Here is an 18971-nt window from a genome sequence, read left to right as displayed (position 1 = left end):
TTCTCCTCCTATCCCAACTTCCGAACATCGGTAATTTTACCGGTGATCGCTGCTGCAGCTGCCATGGCGGGGCTTAGCAAATGGGTGCGCGAGCCCAAACCTTGGCGGCCCTTGAAATTCCGGTTGGAGGTTGAGGCACAGCGCTGACCCGGCTGTAAAATTTCGCCGTTGATCGCGGTGCAAAGTGAACATCCCGCATCCCGCCATTGAAAGCCGGCATCTTCAAAAATTTTATCCAGCCCTTCTGCTTCAGCGGCCTTCTTGATGGGGGTGGAACCGGGGACGACCCAGGCCGTAACTTGTGCCTTGCCTTTCTTAGCCACCTCAGCCGCAGCACGAAGATCATCCAGGCGGCTGTTGGTGCACGATCCGATAAACACGTGATCGACGGGGATGCCATCAATCGGAGTGCCAGGCGCTAACCCGACATAGTCGAGGGCGGCCTCAAGTTCTTGTTTCTTCTCAGGCGTTTCGGCGTCATCAGGCGAGGGGACGCGGTCGGTAATAGGGGCACCATGCTCCGGGTTGGTGCCCCAAGTGACCATGGGGGCGATGTCTTCCGCGTTCAGATGAACCTCGCGATCAAACGTCGCGCCTTTATCACTAGGCAGAGTCTTCCAGAACTTTAGCGCAGCATCCCAGTCTGGGCCTTTCGGCACGTAAGTCCGTCCTTCCAAATACTCATAAACTTTATCATCAGGCGCAACGGAGCCCGCGCGACCGCCGCCTTCGATGGACATGTTGCAGACGGTCATTCGCTCTTCAACGCTCAGTGCCCGAATGGTCGAGCCCGCGTATTCAATCGCATGGCCCGTGGCCCCGCCGTGACCAATCTTTGCGATAATGGCGAGGATGATATCCTTAGCCCCAACGCCAAAAGGTAGAGTGCCATCGACAGTGATCTGAAGAGTCTTGGGGCGACGTTGCCAAATGGTTTGCGTCGCCATGACGTGGGTGATCTCAGATGCCCCAGCACCCCAGGAAACATTCCCAAGCGCGCCGTGGGTGGCGGTGTGGGAGTCTGCCCCCAGGAGGATAATGCCTGGAAGTGAAATCCCTTGTTCCGGCCCGGCGACGTGGAGAATTCCCTGATTAGGACTGTCCCAGCCAAACAGCGTTATGCCGTGTTCATTGGTGTTTGCTGCCAGCAGCTCGATCATGCCGCGAATTTTGGGATCGGGGACCCCGGCGATGCCCTTGTCCCGGTTTATGGTTGGGACATAGTGATCCGAGAAGGCAAATATCTTACCCGGCTCGGCCACCGTATTGCCGTTTCGCTTCATTTGATCAAAGCAATGTCGCGATCCTTCGTGGATGAGACAGCGGTCGACATAAAGCAATGTCTCCTCGCCTTGCTGGGTGATCGTGTGCTGATCCCAAATTTTGTCGAACATTGTCTTGGGCTGGCTCATCTTCACAATCCTGATCTAAGGCATTAATAAGGGGCTAAGGTCGCGAACGTTGGCGACGTCTTCGATGTTCCAAACCCGATCAATTAAATCCTGAGCTTTGGTTTCACCCAAGGGACCCGCAAACAATTCGAACGCCTTGTCTCCGACTTCTTGTTTGGTCATTGGGTTATCTGGTGTCCCTCGTACCGCCATAGTGCGGTGGGTCAGGTCGCGACCATCAGTGGTTTTAATCTCAATGATCGGTTGGCGTCGCGGCAGGCTTGGGTCCGGTGTCAGTTTTACCTTGGCCTTTTGAGCCAGGATATCAGGGTCATTCATGCGGTCATTGTCGTGGGCCGTCTCAAACGTCACTGTTTTATCCATCACCATAACAGCCGTCATGTGTTGGCAGTTGATGTCGGCGATATGGCGGCTGTCAACGACGTGGGATTCATTGTCCGACATGCGGACGATGATCTCTGCAATGTCATCCGGCGCCAAGTCGTTTTCCAGGATCAACGCTTGGGTTGAATCCAGCACCGCTTGAATTGGTGATCCGACCGTCCATTTTTTGATGTTTGTCAGGGTGATCTCATAGCGTTTACCGAGTTCATGCAGAAGTAATTCAGGCTGCGCATCATCCGGTGCGAAGGCGAAGAAGAAATTACGCGGGCCAGAGAACACATCTTCCAATCCCGTCCAGCCCGCCTGCACCATGGTTGCGGATGCCACGCCGTTCCGGGCCGCCATGCCGCCAAAATCGAAGGCCTTTTCGATGTGGTCTTCATCCCGCTGCCAGCAATTTACGCCGGAGGCTTGTTGCGCCGTATAGGATATCATCCACCGGGTTTGATCTTCGCTCAGGTTAGCGAGGGCGCTCGCCGCTGCTGCTGACCCAAACAATGGCGCGAAGGTATGGGTGCTGTGCCCTGCTGCGTAAAATCGATTGGCGTTAAGTGATGGTGTCAACCGACCACCGATGTCATAGCCCAACACCACTGCTTTCAACATATCAAGGCCGGATCGTTTTTCTTTTTCGGCCATGGCCAAGGCGGCAGGCACGACCGCACAGCCTAAGTGACTGCGCGATGTGAAGTGGGAATCATCGGTTTCGTCCGCATGCGCCGACATGCCGTTGGCGAGGGCTGCGTTGACTGCGTTGGTGACGACGTCACTACCGGCAACTGTTGCCTCCGGCGTGCCGCCTTGGAGGCGTGCGTACTTCACCGCTAATTCACCCGGCACCATATGTGCACCCGATACCATGGAAGCTAGCGTATCCAATAGATGGTGCTTGGCTTTTTCCGCGACCGCATCGGGGAGGTCTTGGGCCAGAGCGTTCGAAATATACTGGCTCAGCCCCCGCATTACCGGGCTGATTTCGGGCGTATCGTCGGCCATAAGATGATCTTCCCCAGAAGTCGTTAAGTTTCTTATTTATACAATACAATTAGTCCATCGACCGCGACAATACCTTCGCCTTCGGGCTTGACGATTAAGGGGTTAATCTCTGCTTCTGAGACTTCCGGTGCTGCGGCCAATGCCGAAATCTTAACAAGGGCGCTTGCAAGGGCGTCCAAGTCTCCCTTCGGCATGCCTCTGTATCCTCGAAGGGGTGCCAGACCTTTGACTTCTTCAATCATCTCCATTGCCGATTTTTCGTCCACCGGGGCCAAGCGCACGCTGGCGTCCTTATAGATTTCCGCGAGGGTGCCGCCGAGTGCCAGGGTCACGATGGGGCCGGTTTCTCCCGCTTGGCGATATCCGATGAGGACCTCGCCTAAGCCTTGTTCCATGCGCTGAACCAAGATGCCCTTAAGATTGGCCTGGGGGTGGGAGGCAGCAAGGCGCGTGCGAAGGGTTTTTGACGCTTTTTCCAGTTCCGCATCGTTTTGAATGTTCAAGATCACGCCGCCTGCCTCGGTCTTGTGAGCGATATCGGGCGAGACGGCCTTTGCGACAACCGGATAGCCGACTTTGGAAACCGGGTTGTCTTCGTCTAAAAGGTGACTGACGGCACGTCCAATACCGAGAGCTTCAAAAATTTCGCCAGAGAGCATTTCATCGAGAATAGGACCCTTGGCCGCTGCCAATTGTTCGATCACAGCACCTGGTAAAACATTTGTCGGGATTGGCGACGGCGGAGTCCAATCCAGGAAACAACTCACCGCGTCGGCACAGGCCTCCGGCGTGCGGAAGGCGGCGATCCCCGCATCTGCCAACAGAGCCAAAGATTGATCCGCCTGCGGAACCAAAAATACAGCGACGGGTTTTTTGCTGCCGGACGCAGCGGCGACAATTGGTTCGACCGCTGCATGAGCGTGAAATTGCGCAGATGATCCCACTACCGCAACCACCGCGTCGCAGTCAGGTGTATCCAGAAGTTCTTGGAGGGCGGGCTGATATACCTCTTTTCGAGTCCCCGCCATGGTGACGTCGACAATTGTTTCGTCTCCAAAATTAATTCCGAAGGGTTTTAATTTTTCGCGCAACGGGGCAGGGGCTGAGATCAACTCAATCCCCTTGGCACCTAGTTGATCGACCACGGTCGCTGCCCCGCCACCCGTCGTCGTCAGGACCCCGACACGTTTCCCAGTCATTGGCTTTCGACCCATGACGAGTGCCGGTAGTTCGAAAAGAGTTTCCAACATGCCGACCCGAAGGACGCCATGCTGTCGGAAAAAGGCGTCTGCTGCTCGGTCATCCCCTGCCAAGGCCCCGGAATGACTAAGCGCCAGTTCCCGGCCGGCTTCAGACCGGCCCAACTTATACGCAATCACCGGCTTGCCCGTTTCATACGCGCGGCGCGCCATGGCGGCGAGGGACACGGGATCGCGGATGGTTTCCAGAAATAACAAGATCGCGCCGGTGTTGGGATCATCGACCAACATATCCCCGACCTCTCCCACAGTCAGGTCGGCTTCATTACCGATGGACACGAGTCTCGAAAACTTTTGTCCCCGTGCCGTGCCGCGCGAGATAAGGGTGCCTAAGATGGTGCCGCTTTGAGAGACAACGCCCAACGAGCCTGGCTTAATTTCCGGCACTTCCAAGGCTGCGTTGACGGTGATTGCCGCCCCCGCCCCAACATCAATTGCGCCCATGCTATTGGGGCCAATGATGCGCAAGCCGCCGTCCCTGGCCATTTTAACCATGTCCTCTTGGATCCGGCGGCCGCCTTCACCCGTTTCAGCAAAACCATCGCTGTAGATCGCGGCGGTCTTAACCCCCGCTTTCACGCAATCTTCGATGACGCCCGGCACAAACTTGGCGGGCACCATGATAAAGGCGTGATCGATGGGACCCGGGGCCGAGGCAATATCGGGGTAAGCCGCTTCGCCTAGCACCTCGTCCCGGCTTGGGTTGATGGGGACGATGCGGCCTTTAAAGCCGTGTTTCTTTAGAAAGCGTTGTGGGCGGGCGGTGTTTTTCTTTTCATCCCCAGAGGCCCCGACCAAAGCGACGGCGCGGGGATTGAATAAGGCATCAGCAATTTCGGAGTTCGACATGGTGGGTTATTTTGTCTCCGGTCTCGGCGGGCGTTGGGAAAACCGGCGCTCAAACACAGATTCCGCGATCCTGTTCTTCATCATCTCCAACGATCCACCGGCGATCATCCAGCCGCGCGTCCGGCGGACACAGTATTCGATCAGGCAATCCTCGCTGAACCCGGCCCCGCCCATGATCTGCATGGCTTCATTGGCAACTTCGAAACCAGCGGTATTGCAGTATAACTTCGCGATGGAGGTTTCTTCGGCAGACGGAAATCCCCCGTCTGAATTACAGGCGGCCCGATAAAGCAGTAATTCAGCCGCATCCAGCTTGACCTTCATTTCAGCGAACTTCCATTGCAGGCCTTGGAATTCATTAAGCGTACGGCCGAATTGTTCACGGGTTGCCGCGTAATCTCTGGCTATTTCGAATGCGTAACGACCTAATGCCAGAGACCGCGCCGTATTGCCGATGCGTTCGACATTGAAGCCCGCGATTTGTTTCTTGAACCCCCCTTCTCCCAGCAAAACATTTTCGGGTCCGACATAGGCATCGTCAAAATAAAGCTGCACCCATTCCTCACCAGACATGAATTTCACCGGGTTTCCGGTCTTAAAGCCGTCTTGGCCACGCTCTATTAAGACAGAGCCAATGCCGCCGACCCCAGGGCCATAGCGGACGTAGGCCAGAAACACATCGGCGAACTGGCCGTGGGTGGTGAAGATTTTTGAGCCATTAATGCGAAAGCCGTCACCGTCCGGGGTTGCTGTGGTCTTGAGGTCGGTCGCCGCCGAACCTGCCTCAGGTTCAGTCATGGCGACGGCAATGAGCTTTTCACCCTTCAGCATGGGTCCCAGCAGCCGTTCTTTTTGCTCGGAAGAGGCGTATTCTGCCAGGACTCGAATGGCGCCAAAGTTTCCTGCTTGAACCACATCGGCGCTTCGGGGGCAGAATTTGGCGATGGCTTCGATCGCCAACACCGCGTCCATCAGGCTACCACCTTGGCCGCCGTCGGCCTCGTTGATGGTGATGCCAAGCAGCCCTTGCTCAGCCATTAATTTGGCGACCTCCCAGGGATAGGTGTCTTCATGGGCACGTGCAACGGCACCGTCGGCTAAATGATGCTGGGCGAATCCCTCCACTGAATCTTTAAACAGCTTCTGGTCTTCGTTTAGGTTGAAATCCATAGTGGGTCCTAAGTTCTTACGAGGCGAGGCTTACCGGTCTCCGCCGAAATCACAATTGATTCTAGAATTTCAACATTGTGCAAAATTTCTTGGCGGGTGAAGCGGTAGTCGGATTTACCGGCCACCGCATCAGCCCAGGCATGGAAGTTCTGCGTCACCGTGTCGGTCGGGGAATAGGTGCGGGTGTGGATTTCTTCATCCATACCGCGCCACGTCAGCACGGCGGGATCAGGCTTATCGACGTTTGAAACTTCTCGAATTTCGCTCCAGCCGCGATCCCCAAAGACCGTCATGCGCTGATAAAACGGCGTCGTGCCAATGGTGCAGAAGGACCCCGTGACACCTGATTCGTAGGTAATTGCGATGGAAACAATATCGTTGCCGGGGTAATCAGGAGACCGATCAGCAGCAACGGCGTAAATTTCTCGTGCGGGTCCAGCAAGGCTTTGCATGAAATCTGTGTGGTGCACGCCTAAGGCGGTCATGGTGCCGGCGGGGGCCTGTTTCGGGTCATGCCGCCAACCCTTTAATTCGACACCCGCAAATAAATTGTACGATGCATTGAATTCCATATGAAGCAGGGTGCCCAATTCACCATCGTCCAGCATCCGTTTGGTTTCTTCCATGGCCCCTTCGTAGCGGCGTTCGTAGCCAATGCCGAGTTTCAGGCCTTTTTCATCGCAGGCCGCCAGCATCCGCTCGGCCCCTGCCGCCGATAGGGTCAGGGGCTTTTCACAGAATATTTGTTTGCCAGCCGCAGCCGCAGCCAACACTTGGGCTTCGTGGAGACCATTCGGCGTGGTCAGAATAACCGCCTCGATCTCTGGGTTCTCCAGGACTTCTTCATAACTTCCCATCAGGGGAACATCTTGCTCAGCCATAAAGTCCCGCACAAGGTCTGGCGCGACATCAACCCCGGCTACGACTTGAATGCGGTCACTATTTGCCAGACGCTTGATTACTTCTGTGCCCCACCATCCGAGGCCGATCACCGCTGTTCGTAGCATTAGCTTCCTCCGGTTCTGGCAACTAGATCTTGTTCGGTGACGTCGCCTTTATAGGTGTATTCGGTTTCTGCAACAGTGCCAGCCCCGATATAGACGCCAACAACTTCAATAGGGTCGGTGTCGCTCAGATTGTGGAGCCAGTGTTCAACGCCTTTGGGGATGTAGTGAAATTGTCCTCCCCTGACTTCAACCCGATCATCGCCAGCCCCTGCTAACCCGTGGCCGCTGATCACATAATAAATTTCGTCGCAGGCTTCGTGGGTGTGCTTCTTGTGGACCGCCCCTGGCAAAAACCGCGCCCGAAACAGCGTGCTCGAACAGCCGTTATGCGCCCCGAATGGCAAACGAAAGTCACTGATCAGCCAGCCATCGCCTTTGGCCATGTTCTCAGGTGTTACATCGTCAACATGAACGAGAATACTTTGATCGTCTTCAGATGCCTGCCCTTCGAGAAGTTCATGTTCTGACTGATCAAAGTCCGCCGCCCCGATTAAAAAACTAACCGCTGTCGTCGTTTCTTCGTCTGAGGGGTTTGCATACGAATGTGCTGTCCCTTTTGGAATTGCGCGACAATGCCCTGCACCCACGGTGTCATTCCCGTCGGTGCCACCGCCGCTGAGGTAATAGACGATCTCCTCACAGCCCCGATTAATATAAGGGGCGAAGCCGCCGCCAGGACTTGCTGTCCAATGAATGGCTGCCGTAGGGCTGTCATTGTGCCCACCAATAGCAACACGGACCTCGGCCCCAATGCCGGGGCGCGGATCGGCGGGTGGTGTGTCTTTAATATCCACGAGCGGGTAGCGATGCGTCATCTTCAAATGTCTCTTTTTATTTGTTGGGAGATTGAGATTAATCTTTGCGCCGAAAGTTTCCAGTCTTTAAGAAGGATTAAGTAGAAAAAGGGGAGCAGCATGAAAAGTTTAACGTCCATGGCCGGAGCCGTTGGTGCCTTGCTAAAGGAACGAGGCGACACGGTTGCCGTGTCTGAATCATCAACCGGGGGGCTGGTATCGGCATCCTTATTGGCTGTGCCCGGCGCGTCAGCTTATTTTGTTGGCGGGGGTGCTGTCTATACCGTCACGGCACGGGCAGGTTTATTGGGAATTAATATGGATGACCATCCCGGTATGCGGGCCAGCACAGAGCCCTATGCGCTTTTGGCTGCAAAATCTATTAGGGATCGCTTAGGGACAGTCTGGGGCTTGTCCGAAACTGGCGCCGCCGGGCCGACCGGCAACCGATACGGCGATGATGCAGGCCATACTTGCATTGCGGTCGTCGGGCCGGTCGAGTTCTCAACAACCCTGGAAACCGGCAAGGCTGAGCGTGAAGAAAATATGTGGGCATTTGCCGAGGAGACACTTCGGGTATTCGAAGAAGTCTTGCGCGGCGCTTAGTTTAACCCTTTCTCGTTCAGAGCTTTGACCTGGAACCCGGCGATCTTGCGGTACTTATCGGTGATGGTATCAATTTCGTCTTGTGTGATCAGGTCTTCCATCTTGTCGTCTGGGCCTTTAATTCGGTCCGCCACGATATCCAGATAATTTTCTGAATCGTAGTTCCTGTTGCTTTCAACGACCTTAGCTGTGGGGCCGAGGCGAAGTTGTTCGTATTCCCTCAAAGCAGCGACCATATCCTTACTGCTCCCCACACAATCCGCTAAAGCGCGGGCATCCAAAATAGCTTGAGATGTGCCATTAGCACCAATCGGCAGCATCGCATGGGCGGCATCGCCCATCAGGGTCACGCGGCCGAATGACCATTGATTTACCGGATCGCGGTCGATCATCGGATATTCATAGACGGTTTCTGTTTCGCTGAATAACTGCGGCAGGTCAATAAAATCGAATTTGAAATCGCGGTAGTTCTCAATAAATTCGAGGCTACCTTTGCGGTTCCAGTCGTTGGGGTTGAGCGGGCGAGAGTTGCCATCGCGGACCTCTGCCACCCAATTAACCAGGGATTTTCCTTTGCGTCGGGAAGGCTCCGACATGGGATAGACCACGGCCTTAACATTATGGTCACCGGCCACAAACATGGTCTTGCCGTCCAAGTAGGGTTCGCGCTCCATCGCACCGCGCCACATCATTAAGCCTTCGTAGCGGGGGGGGCCATCATTCGGATAAAATAATTTGCGAACGGCGGAATGAACGCCGTCCGCGCCAATCAAGATGTCACCCCGATCTTCAGCAGTAGGTGACTTGCTTTCAGGGTCAACAAAATATGCCGTGACGCCCTCATCGTCTTCTTCATACCGCTCAAAGTGACAATTGACGTGGACCTTGTCTGCGCCCGCGCGAGCTTTGAAGGCATCCAGTAATAGAAACTGCAAATGGCCGCGGTGGATGGAATACGACGGGAATTTGAAACCAGCGTGTTCACCCCTGGGGTCGGAATAAATAAGGTCGCCGTATTTGCTCCGGTATTCCAACGCACGGGTCTGAATGCCGGTATTGGCAAGTTCATCGGTCAAGCCCAGGACCATCAATTCCCGGGTGCCGTGGGGTAATAAGTTAATACCGACGCCAAGAGGTTCGATCTTTGGGGTCGATTCATAAACTTCGACGTCCCAACCAATTTTATGCAGAAAAAGGGCAGCAGTCAGGCCTCCTGGTCCGGCACCCGCGATAATGGCTTTCATGAAATGAATTCTCCTTCGTGTCCAGGTTCCGAAGGTCGGGGAAAATTGAAGAAATTGCAAGCGGTGATGGTTGCTATAAAGTGCATTCGAGTAGCCAACAAAAAGAAGTCAACATGCTAGAACTTTATAATTTCCCACAATCAACCTGCAGCCTAAAAGTCCGAATTTGTTTGGCTGAAAAAGAATTAAACTGGGTGGATCATCGTTTGATCTCCGCCGACCACGATCATCTGAAACCGGATTATTTAAAGCTTAATCCGAATGGGGTCGTGCCGACGTTGATCCATGACGGGGTGCCTGTCATCGAATCGTCGGTCATCCTGCAATATCTTGATGAGGCATTTCCGGATATCTCCTTGATGCCACAGGACCTAAAAGAAAAAGCCCGCCTGCGCGCATGGCTGGCGTATTTCGATTTAGTGGCAACCCCTGCAGTGCGCTATCCGTCGTTCAATCAAGGCGGACTGCTGCGCAAGTTCCAAAACATGTCAGAACAAGAATTCAACGATTTGGTTGATCGCCGCCCGCTTAAGGCGGACTTGTACAAAAAATTGGGCCAGGATGGTTTCAGCGCCGAAGACATCGACAAGGCCATCCGCGACATCCGCAAGACTGTATTACGTATGGAAGAAGCCCTGACCAACGCCGGCCCGTGGTTGATGGGGGAACGGTACTCCATCGCTGATATTTGCGTAGCCCCCCTGATTGACCGAATGGAAGACCTTGGGTACGCGAACCTTTGGGAACTCGATTTGCCCAAAGTCACCGATTGGCTTAGCAGAATGCAAGCTCGTTCTGCCTATAAAACGGCCTACTACCCCGGTTCACGCAACTCACAAATTTACCCCGATCTTAAGTTGGGCAAGGGCGTAAAGCGGCCATTGAATTTGGCAGAGATGGGCTGAGCCATCAAAAGTATTGTGTGGTCGAAATCGTCTTGATAAAGATCAAGGTAGCCAACTTACAAGTAGTCGATATTATTCCGGTGCTGCTTTGAAACGAATTCCGCCACCGACCAGTGTCATACAGTTCGATTTATGAAATTCCCATCGTTTAATTTTTACCGGTATTTTTTGGATGGCGCGCCCGTGTATTTGGTGCGTCATTATTGGTGGGCTTACCTGTGGCCTGTTGCCGTATGGTTTTTTGATCATCAGCCGATTATCAATGCGATATTATTTGGCCAGTACAGGAAATTAATGCAGGCGACGATGGAAAGATTAAAGGACACTCCCAACGAAAGTGTCCTGCAACTAACCTGTGTCTATGGCGAACTCACTCCAAAAATCATTCAAACCCTCTCACCGACGCCATTGCATATAGCCGACGTGGCGATGGTTCAGCTTGAGGCGGCCCACAGCAAGGCACCCAGCGACGACGTTCTCCATGCCGCCCGAATGAATGCTGAGCAGTTGGCTTATAAGGACGATAGCTTTTCAACAGTCGTGTTGTTTTTTCTATTGCATGAAATGCCGGAAGAAGCCCGAGCGAACGTCCTATCGGAATGTATGCGGGTGATCCCTGTGGGAGGCGCGTTGTTGATGACGGAGTACGCTCCGTTGCCGACAAAACACATCCTGTACAGGTTTCCCCCAACCCGCTGGTTAATTACATATTTGGAGCCGTTTCTGGATGGCTTTTGGCATGATGATGTGGTGGGGCTGTTAAACGCATATGGGGAAGCCCGCGGAAAATCAGCAGCCGTCATATCAGACAAAAGAATTTTCGCCGATTTTTACCGGGTAACCGAATTCAAGATCACCTAAGCCCCAGCGTCCGCCGCACTTCACCGACCGTTTCATGCATATTTTGCCAAGCAGCACTTTTTGTATTTTTTGCCGCTACCGCACGGGCAAGGATCATTCCGCCCGGCAGTTACGATATTCTCATCTTGCAGGAGGCCCGTAATTCGTTCCATAGGGTCGTCGGTTTTTCGGAGCGATGCCAACTTCTGTAATGGAGCCCGGGTATGGGTAAAAAAGTGTTTATATCCGGAACAGAGGTAATTCAGACCTTCTTCGCCGTCTGGGGTCATCGTGAACTGGTCCTTTTTGCAACCCCCATTGCACGAGCTGAGGACTTCACAATCGAGGCAGTATTGCGGGAGCTTGTCTCGTTTGTCTTGCCCAAATTTCTTTAGTTCCTGACTCTCCAAGAATTCCACCAAGGGGGTATCGCGGATATTTCCGAGGCGGTTCTCTTCGTTGACAAAATGGTCGCAGGTATAGAAATCCCCGTTATGTTCGACGACGACTACATCGCCGCAGGTTTCCCGGAAGAGGCAAAGCGCGTGCTCTTGCCCCCGAAACGGTTTCTCCGCCTCTTCAATATTTTGGATAACAACCTGCCCGATATCGTTCCTGACCCATTCGTCAAAAACAGCGCACAGGAAGTTCCCATAGGCCTCTGCCGGGACGCTTTCCGGACTCATCTCATTATCTTTTAAAGGGACCACGATCGGCAGAAACTGTAAATATTGGACACCAATCGATTTGAAAAAACGGTACACAGCTGCCGGATGGGTAACGTTGCCTTTATGAACGACGCAGAGCACATCAACAGTGATCCCAAATTTGCGTAATTTATGGTAGGCCTGCATCACCTGCTTGTGGGTTTTGGCGCCGCTTTTATTCACGCGATACGGGTCGTGGAGTTCCTTGGGGCCATCGATGCTGATGCCGACGAGGAACCCTTCAAACGCAAGAAATTTGCACCAATCATCGTTTAGCAAAGTCCCATTGGTTTGAATGCCATTGAGAATCTTACGGCCTATCGGTTTATGTTCCCGCTGAATTTCAACAATGCGCCGAAAATAATCGAGCCCCAAAAGGGTCGCCTCGCCACCGTGCCAGGAAAAGAAAATTACTTCGGTTGGGCAGGCTTCGATATGCTGAATGATATAGCTTTCAAGTAGGTCATCAGCCATGCGAAATGATTGGCGCTTCGGATAAAGATCTTTTTTCTCAAGGTAGTAACAATAGCTACAATCAAGATTACAGGCAGAACCGATTGGTTTAGCCATCACCTGAAATTCTCGTGACGCGGTCGCCATAGCTTTGACCAAATACCTTTAACTAAGGCCGAGAATTTGTCGGGCTTCACTGACGGTCGCGATTTGGCCACCTAGATCGTCGATGATCCGAACAGCCTTTTCAACCAAGGCAGCGTTGCTGGGCGTCAGAACGCCTTTTTCCAGGTAGACATTGTCTTCCATGCCGACGCGGGTATGACCGCCGTGTAGCCAGGCTTGCGCCACCATGGGGAATTCCATGCGGCCAATGCCAAACGCGGCCCATTCACAGTCAGCAGGCAGCAATGTTTTCGCATATGAAAGGGTATCGGGTGATGATGACATGCCGTATTTAATCCCGGTCACAACCTGGAACAAGAGGGGGCCTTTTAAGACGCCTTCTTTTACCAGATCGTTCGCCAGATGAATATCACCGGTATCAAAGACTTCGAGTTCCGGCTTTACACCAGCCGCATACATACGTTCGGCCATGACCTTCACGTTACGGGGAGAATTGATCACAGCCGATGTGGAAAACCACATGGTGTTGAGATCCAGGCTGCAAATTTCCGGCTTCAATTCGACAATGTGCTCGGTGCGGTATTCAGGGGTTCTGAAATTCGTCCCTGGCCCAGCAACGGCAGGGTCGTCATCGCCCGGGACATAACGTCCGCCGGGTCCTGTTGTCAGGTTAATGATCAGGTCGGTATCGTTGGCGCGAATTTTATCGACCACCGCACGGTAATGTTCCAGTTCCATGCTGGGCTTACCGGTGTCCGGATAGCGCACATGGATGTGAATGATCGACGCGCCCGCTTTGGCTGCATCAATGGCGGCGCCGGCGATTTCATCCGGTGTGACGGGTAGGTTAGGGTTGTGATCGCGGGTGGTGAAGTTTCCGGTAACGGCGCAGGCCAAGATTGTCGGTTTCATGTCGTGTATCCCCAGCCATTGCGGCGTTAAATTAAATAAGTAAATAGGTCGGGCAATCTTAGCTACGCGCCACCGGGACGCAACTGTTTAATCTTGCCTTTAATCTGGCGTTGCACCCTGCCCTGAACATGATAAATTCAAAATCAAATTTAACATGAGGAACAACACATGCCGTTTTACGTCGTCAATGAAATGAAAAAAAGAAACCCGAAAGAAAACCCCAACATGGTTCTTCAAGAACTCATGGGGGAGTACATGAAGGCGGGTGTCGTGACCAAGCCAGAGGGCGAGGGATCAGAATTGCACATGCACCCGAACGAAGAGCAGTGGACGCTTATATTAGAGGGTAAGCTGCATTACGTTCTCGATGACGAAGAAAGAATCGTTGAGAAGGGGGACCTGATCCACATCCCGCGCTTCGTTAATCATCGTAGCCGCGCGATCGATGGTCCGGCGATTTTCTTTACCGTGAAAAGTCCTGCGGGTGATGGTGACCTGAACCAGGACTATAACCCAGTCGGTGGCGAAGCCTCAGCCGAAGCCGAGCGCAAATACGCTGACGCGGCCAAAGCGAAGGATTAATCTGATCGGGCGCCGCATTGATGTGATATGGGGAACGATTGCGGCAGCTGTCGCTTTCGTTCTCATTGCATCGCCTGCCCGAGCCATCACACCGGAGACTTTGAAGTCGGTCGTGAGCGTATTGCCTGTCTGGGCAGAATTTCGAAACCGCGGCGGTGGGAAGTCGGAAGAACCAGAAGGCACCGGCGTGGTCGTCCGACATGGCGGCTATATTGTTACCAACCTGCATGTCGTCCGGCGCGCCCTTAGCATTAATGTGCGTCTGTCAGACGGTCGTGTGATGATTGCAAAAGGCATTGGTGTCGACCCGCTGACGGATATTGCCGTTCTAAAAATTGACGAAGATATTCCGCCCCTCGTTATTGGGCCGACCGTAAAGCTTGCTGATCCAGTTTGTACAGCGGGCAATCAGTTCGGTCTGGATTTGTCAGTGACGTGTGGCGTGGTCTCGGCCACCCACCGGACCGGTGTGGGCTTCAATCCGGTTGAAGATTTTATTCAGACAGACGCGGTGGTAAACCCGGGAGCCTCGGGGGGTGCGTTGGTTGATGCGCAAGGTCGATTGGTTGGGTTGCTTTCGGCAATTTTCACCAAGGGATCAGATGCCAACGTCGGTGTCAATTTTGCCGCCTCCATGGACTTAGTGACGCGGGTGGTGGATGATTTGATTGCGCACGGAAAAGTCATTCGGGGGAAATCCGGAATACTTGTCGGGCTTTTGCCCAGGATCGAACGGCGAAATAAAACCGGTGCCCTGATCCGCCGTGTTCAGTCGGGTTCGCCAGCAGAGGTGGCGGGATTGAAAGCGGACGATATCATTACATCAATTGGGGCCAGACCCATCCGAAAGCCAAGCGACGTCACCAGCGTGTTCGGCCTTGCGCGTATCGGGGAAAATATTCCGGTGACAGTTCTAAGGGATGAGCGCCCGATGGTGTTGACCGTAACGTTAACGCGCTAGCTCTTGCCTTCTGCCGCGTGGCGAATCAACGCGGCGAACCGATAAATTGAATGGACAAATTTGCCGTAGGGCAAGGTCAAGAATAAGGCCAACACAAAGCCCAAATGAACCACCAGTAAAATCCCCATGGAAGTTGTTTCGCGGAAAGCCAGCAGCGCCAGTCCGGTGACCGCAGTCATGAGCAGCAGCACCAGAAACCCTATGTCCATGCCATTGGTTTCCGTATCCGCAACGTCCGGGTCCGATTGACCCTTGAGCCAAAGCAAGCCAAGACTACCGATTGTAAGGCCTATGCCGCCGAGAGTTCCCAAGATCACCGGCAAACTTGTGTAAGCATACGGCGCTTGCCAATCAAAAACGTGGTCGTAAATCGTGGCGACAGAGGTTGCTGCAAAACATAAAAAGAACCCATACATCACGAAATGATGGTGCCAGCGCCGCGCGGGTGAAAACCGATGGTCGGGATAGTTACAACCGAGACCGCCGCCCTTTAAATTTTTCATGGTTAGGACATCCCAGACCGCACTCAAAAGAGACGAAGTGTCCACATTACCCACACTCGTCTTTCCCGTATCCTTGAGGAAACGCGTAAAGCCAATGATCATCGCCAGCACCACGAACCCGAATACGGCACTTGCCGTGTAGACCATGACTTCGTAGGGGATGACGGCGTAGAACGCCCCCGCACCTGTATGGACACCGAACAACCGACCGTCGTTGACCATCAGCAATGCGAGCCCCATGACCACCATCAGGCTGACTGCCATGACCAAGGAAACAACAAGGCCGTTACGTTCGAACAATTTTCCAAGCGCCCCGGGCCACGCGTAATCTTGATACGTCTGCGCGCGAAGGGCAGAAAATTGCGCCGGGATATTTACGTTGTATTCATGCGGCGGCGAGAACTGACAGGCATAGAAACAGCCACGGCAGTTGTGGCACAGGTTTGCCAAATAGCTCATATCTGAATCAGAAAATATTCGCCGCCGTTCCATTGCGGGAAACACGGCGCAGTAGCCTTCGCAATAACGGCACGCATTGCAAATTTCAATGGCACGACGGGCCTCGTTTAGAATCTCAACGCTTGGCATAGGTCGCTGCTTCCCGTCCTGCAATTTGTCCGAATACGGCACCAATGGTCATGCCGAGGCCACCTAAGTAACCTTGGCCCAAAATATTTCCTGCCATGACTTCACCGGCGGCAAAGACATTGTCCGCAGCACCCTGTTTTTCCCAAATCACCTGAGCACGTTCATTCACCGTGACGCCAAGATACGTAAATGTGATCCCGGGCCGAAGCGGGTAGCCATAGAACGGCGGCTTGTCGATGGGGCGTGCCCAGTTGGTTTTGTTGGGACTCAGGCCTTCGGTCGCGCAGCCATCCAAAACAGTGGTATCGAAATCGCCGGGCTTAACGGCTGCATTATAGGTATCAACAGTTTTTCTGAGGGCCGCCGGATCAATTTCCAAATTTTCTGCCAATTCTTCAATCGTATCGCCGGTAACCGGCGGGAACACAGACGGCATGAACAAATCAATCGATTTTGAATCAATAATCGAATAGCCGATTTGATCGGGCTGTTTGGCGACAAGACGACCCCAGATCGCATACCGCTTGGGCCAGAAATCTTCGCCTTCGTCATAAAAGCGGTCGCAGTTCTTATCAACGACAATCCCGAAGGCGACACAATCCAAGCGGGTGACAATGCCACCGTCGTATTTGGGGGAACGTGCATCGATGGCGACGCAGTGGCCTTGGGTTGGATCACTCACCGGCCTTGCCCCGGCATCCAACAGGACTCTCAACAATTTACCTTTATTGAATCCGGTTCCCCGGACAATGAAGTTATCGGCAGGCGGACCCCAATATTCCTTGAGCCAATCAAGGTCGGCTTGAAATCCACCCGCTGCCACGACGACAGCCTTGGCATTAATTTTCTTTTCCTGGCCATCCACAATCAGGGTTGCCGACGTGAAGGTCCCGTCCGTAAAATCCAGATCGATAACTTCAGTATTATAAGACGTGCCGACGCCTAAACGTTCGGCAGTCGCATAAAACGCATTGACCAGCGCCTTGCCGCCGCCCATGAAAAAGGCGTTGGAATGAGACAGGGAAAGCGTTCCACCAAGCGCCTTCTGGAAAGTTACACCGTGGTCTTCCATCCAGGCGGGCAAGTCTTGAGATCGGTTCAACAGGAAGCGGGAAAGCTGTTCGTTTGTTTCACCACCGGTTACCCGTAACAGGTCCTGCCAATATTCTTCCTCTGTATAAGGGCCGGTTAGGAAGCCACTCGCTTCATCGTGAGCAACCCGACAATTCCGCGTATGGCGCGAGTTTCCGCCGCGCATATTCTTCGGGGCGTGCTCAGCCAAGAATACTTCGGCGCCACCTTCCCGCGCCGTAATCGCAGCGCAAAGGCCCGCGTTGCCGCCGCCTATGACCAGGACGTCTGTATTTTCTGGAATATCTTGTGGCATGTCTTGATACGATTTATTCGGACAAAATTATAATTTCGATGAGAACCCTAGGCGGGAAGAATTAATGTTGGCAAGGAAAAGCGGTATTTTTTTCGGTTTGATTGAGCTCACATCGAATTTCTGCCACCATGTTCGCTTATAAATAAAGGACGTAAGACGCCATGACACCCTTGAAAATGCTGGATGTGGGGGACGACCCCTATGAACGGGGCCTGATTCACGGCCGCACTTTAGCCGGTGAAGTTTTGGAAAATGCCGAAACCTATTTGGCGATGTTCAAATCCAACGGCATGACGCGTGACGAAGCTTTGGCGGAAGGGGGCAGATGGCTGCCGGTTATTCAGGAATCCCACCCAGCTTATGCAGAAGAAATGCGGGGCATTGCATCAGGCGCAGACGTGCCGGAAAATCTCGTCGGTATGCTGAACGCGCGCTATGAAATTGCGTTTTCGTTGTTTGGGGATGAAGCCCGAAGTTCAGGTGCATTTCGCGAACCAGAAGGCTGCACATCCTTTGGCTTGATGCCCGAAGCAACTGCAGACGGCGCCACCATCATCGGTCAGAACTGGGACTGGCTGGAGGGTGTGCAGGGACGGACGGTGATCCTTCGAATTTCCCGAAGTGACGGCCCAGATATCATCAGCCTTAACGAAGCCGGCATCGTCGGCGGCAAGCAAGGTGTGAACAGCGCCGGGATCGGCTTGGTCGAAAATGGTTTGGTCAGCAGTAACGATGGCATAAATCCTTATGCTGCCCCCTTCCATCTTCGGTGTCGGCAAATATTGGAGGCTGAAACCTACGATCATGCGCTGCTGCCCGTGCTCAAAACAAAGCGCACCTGTTCGGCCAATTTCGTCGTCGGCCATGCGGATGGGGAAATTATCGATATGGAAAGTAGCCCTGACACAGTGACGTACCAGTACCCGGTAAACGGCATCATCACTCATTCCAACCATTTCCTGGATGACGGCCACGGCCAATCTGGGATGGAACGCATATCGCCGAGCACGCTGTATCGCGCTGCAAGATTGCGCCGCTTGCTTGAAAAGCATAACGGCGTGCTGGATGCTGAGAAAATCGCTGAGGCCCTAAAAGATCACTTCGGTTATCCGCACGCGCTCTGCCGTCACCCCGACGAACGTCAGCCAGAAGCCCGCCGAACAATGACGAATTCCGCTGTTATTATTGATTTGGAACGCCGGACAATGGCGGTCACCGATGGGCCACCTTGCGAAGCGCCTTTTCAAGAATTTGGCTTTGGTGAGAAAATTTCGGCGGTTGCTTAG

The 18971-nt window shown here is 53.5% G+C and carries 17 protein-coding genes; 6 read left to right on the top strand and 11 right to left on the bottom strand.

Translation table 11 applies throughout. The features are described from left to right. Positions 1-8: 8 nt before the first annotated feature. From leuC to HOM51_05200, 6 genes are read right to left on the bottom strand one after another with little or no spacing between them, the layout of a single operon-like run. Positions 9-1412, bottom strand: a complete 1404-nt coding sequence (leuC, locus tag HOM51_05225; GenBank protein MBT5033902.1) for a 3-isopropylmalate dehydratase large subunit — start codon at positions 1410-1412, stop codon at positions 9-11. A 15-nt stretch (positions 1413-1427) separates the two neighbouring features. Then, positions 1428-2792: an MmgE/PrpD family protein gene (locus tag HOM51_05220; protein ID MBT5033901.1), complete on the bottom strand. Its 1365-nt coding sequence runs from the start codon at positions 2790-2792 to the stop codon at positions 1428-1430. Between the two features lie 32 nt (positions 2793-2824). Further along, on the bottom strand, positions 2825-4900 hold the full coding sequence (locus tag HOM51_05215) for a CoA-binding protein (GenBank protein ID MBT5033900.1): 2076 nt from the start codon (positions 4898-4900) through the stop codon (positions 2825-2827). 6 nt (positions 4901-4906) lie between these two features. Beyond that, on the bottom strand, positions 4907-6070 hold the full coding sequence (locus HOM51_05210; protein ID MBT5033899.1) for an acyl-CoA dehydrogenase: 1164 nt from the start codon (positions 6068-6070) through the stop codon (positions 4907-4909). 8 nt (positions 6071-6078) lie between these two features. Continuing rightward, positions 6079-7077, bottom strand: coding sequence for a Gfo/Idh/MocA family oxidoreductase (locus HOM51_05205; GenBank protein ID MBT5033898.1), 999 nt, complete (start codon positions 7075-7077; stop codon positions 6079-6081). After that, positions 7077-7892, bottom strand: a complete 816-nt coding sequence (locus HOM51_05200; GenBank protein MBT5033897.1) for a cupin domain-containing protein — start codon at positions 7890-7892, stop codon at positions 7077-7079. Before HOM51_05200 ends, HOM51_05205 begins: the two co-directional genes overlap by 1 nt. A 99-nt stretch (positions 7893-7991) precedes the next feature. On the opposite strand from HOM51_05200, the gene HOM51_05195 reads away from it, so the two are divergent. After that, positions 7992-8477 carry a CinA family protein gene (locus HOM51_05195; GenBank protein MBT5033896.1) on the top strand — a complete coding sequence of 162 codons (486 nt, stop codon included), beginning with the start codon at positions 7992-7994 and terminating at the stop codon, positions 8475-8477. Here the strand turns inward: HOM51_05195 and HOM51_05190 are convergent. Then, on the bottom strand, positions 8474-9721 hold the full coding sequence (locus tag HOM51_05190; GenBank protein MBT5033895.1) for a flavin-dependent oxidoreductase: 1248 nt from the start codon (positions 9719-9721) through the stop codon (positions 8474-8476). The genes HOM51_05195 and HOM51_05190 overlap by 4 nt on opposite strands. Positions 9722-9834: 113 nt before the next feature. Here HOM51_05190 and HOM51_05185 point away from each other — a divergent pair, with 113 nt between their 5' ends. Further along, on the top strand, positions 9835-10626 hold the full coding sequence (locus tag HOM51_05185; protein MBT5033894.1) for a glutathione S-transferase family protein: 792 nt from the start codon (positions 9835-9837) through the stop codon (positions 10624-10626). A gap of 294 nt (positions 10627-10920) precedes the next feature. Then, complete coding sequence (locus tag HOM51_05180) at positions 10921-11487, top strand: class I SAM-dependent methyltransferase (GenBank protein ID MBT5033893.1); 567 nt, start codon at positions 10921-10923, stop codon at positions 11485-11487. Positions 11488-11519: 32 nt separating this feature from the next. Here the strand turns inward: HOM51_05180 and HOM51_05175 are convergent, their stop codons facing one another. Further along, on the bottom strand, positions 11520-12773 hold the full coding sequence (locus HOM51_05175) for an anaerobic sulfatase maturase (protein MBT5033892.1): 1254 nt from the start codon (positions 12771-12773) through the stop codon (positions 11520-11522). Between the two features lie 18 nt (positions 12774-12791). Beyond that, positions 12792-13664 carry a 3-keto-5-aminohexanoate cleavage protein gene (locus HOM51_05170; protein MBT5033891.1) on the bottom strand — a complete coding sequence of 291 codons (873 nt, stop codon included), beginning with the start codon at positions 13662-13664 and terminating at the stop codon, positions 12792-12794. A gap of 168 nt (positions 13665-13832) precedes the next feature. On the opposite strand from HOM51_05170, the gene HOM51_05165 reads away from it, so the two are divergent. Next, positions 13833-14246: a cupin domain-containing protein gene (locus tag HOM51_05165; GenBank protein MBT5033890.1), complete on the top strand. Its 414-nt coding sequence runs from the start codon at positions 13833-13835 to the stop codon at positions 14244-14246. Further along, positions 14185-15207, top strand: a complete 1023-nt coding sequence (locus HOM51_05160; GenBank protein ID MBT5033889.1) for a PDZ domain-containing protein — start codon at positions 14185-14187, stop codon at positions 15205-15207. The genes HOM51_05165 and HOM51_05160 overlap by 62 nt, the downstream gene beginning before the upstream one ends. Here HOM51_05160 and tcuB read toward each other — a convergent pair. Together tcuB and tcuA are read right to left on the bottom strand one after the other, a co-directional pair. Further along, positions 15204-16298, bottom strand: a complete 1095-nt coding sequence (gene tcuB, locus HOM51_05155; GenBank protein MBT5033888.1) for a tricarballylate utilization 4Fe-4S protein TcuB — start codon at positions 16296-16298, stop codon at positions 15204-15206. The two genes, HOM51_05160 and tcuB, sit on opposite strands and share 4 nt — an antisense overlap. Beyond that, positions 16285-17685 carry an FAD-dependent tricarballylate dehydrogenase TcuA gene (gene tcuA / locus HOM51_05150; GenBank protein MBT5033887.1) on the bottom strand — a complete coding sequence of 467 codons (1401 nt, stop codon included), beginning with the start codon at positions 17683-17685 and terminating at the stop codon, positions 16285-16287. Before tcuA ends, tcuB begins: the two co-directional genes overlap by 14 nt. Positions 17686-17846: 161 nt before the next feature. Here tcuA and HOM51_05145 point away from each other — a divergent pair, with 161 nt between their 5' ends. Further along, positions 17847-18971, top strand: coding sequence for a hypothetical protein (locus tag HOM51_05145; protein ID MBT5033886.1), 1125 nt, complete (start codon positions 17847-17849; stop codon positions 18969-18971).

The organism is Rhodospirillaceae bacterium (assembly GCA_018660465.1).
Taxonomy (GTDB): Bacteria; Pseudomonadota; Alphaproteobacteria; order Rhodospirillales; family JABJKH01; genus JABJKH01.
This window is presented reverse-complemented; position numbering and strand designations above follow the sequence as displayed.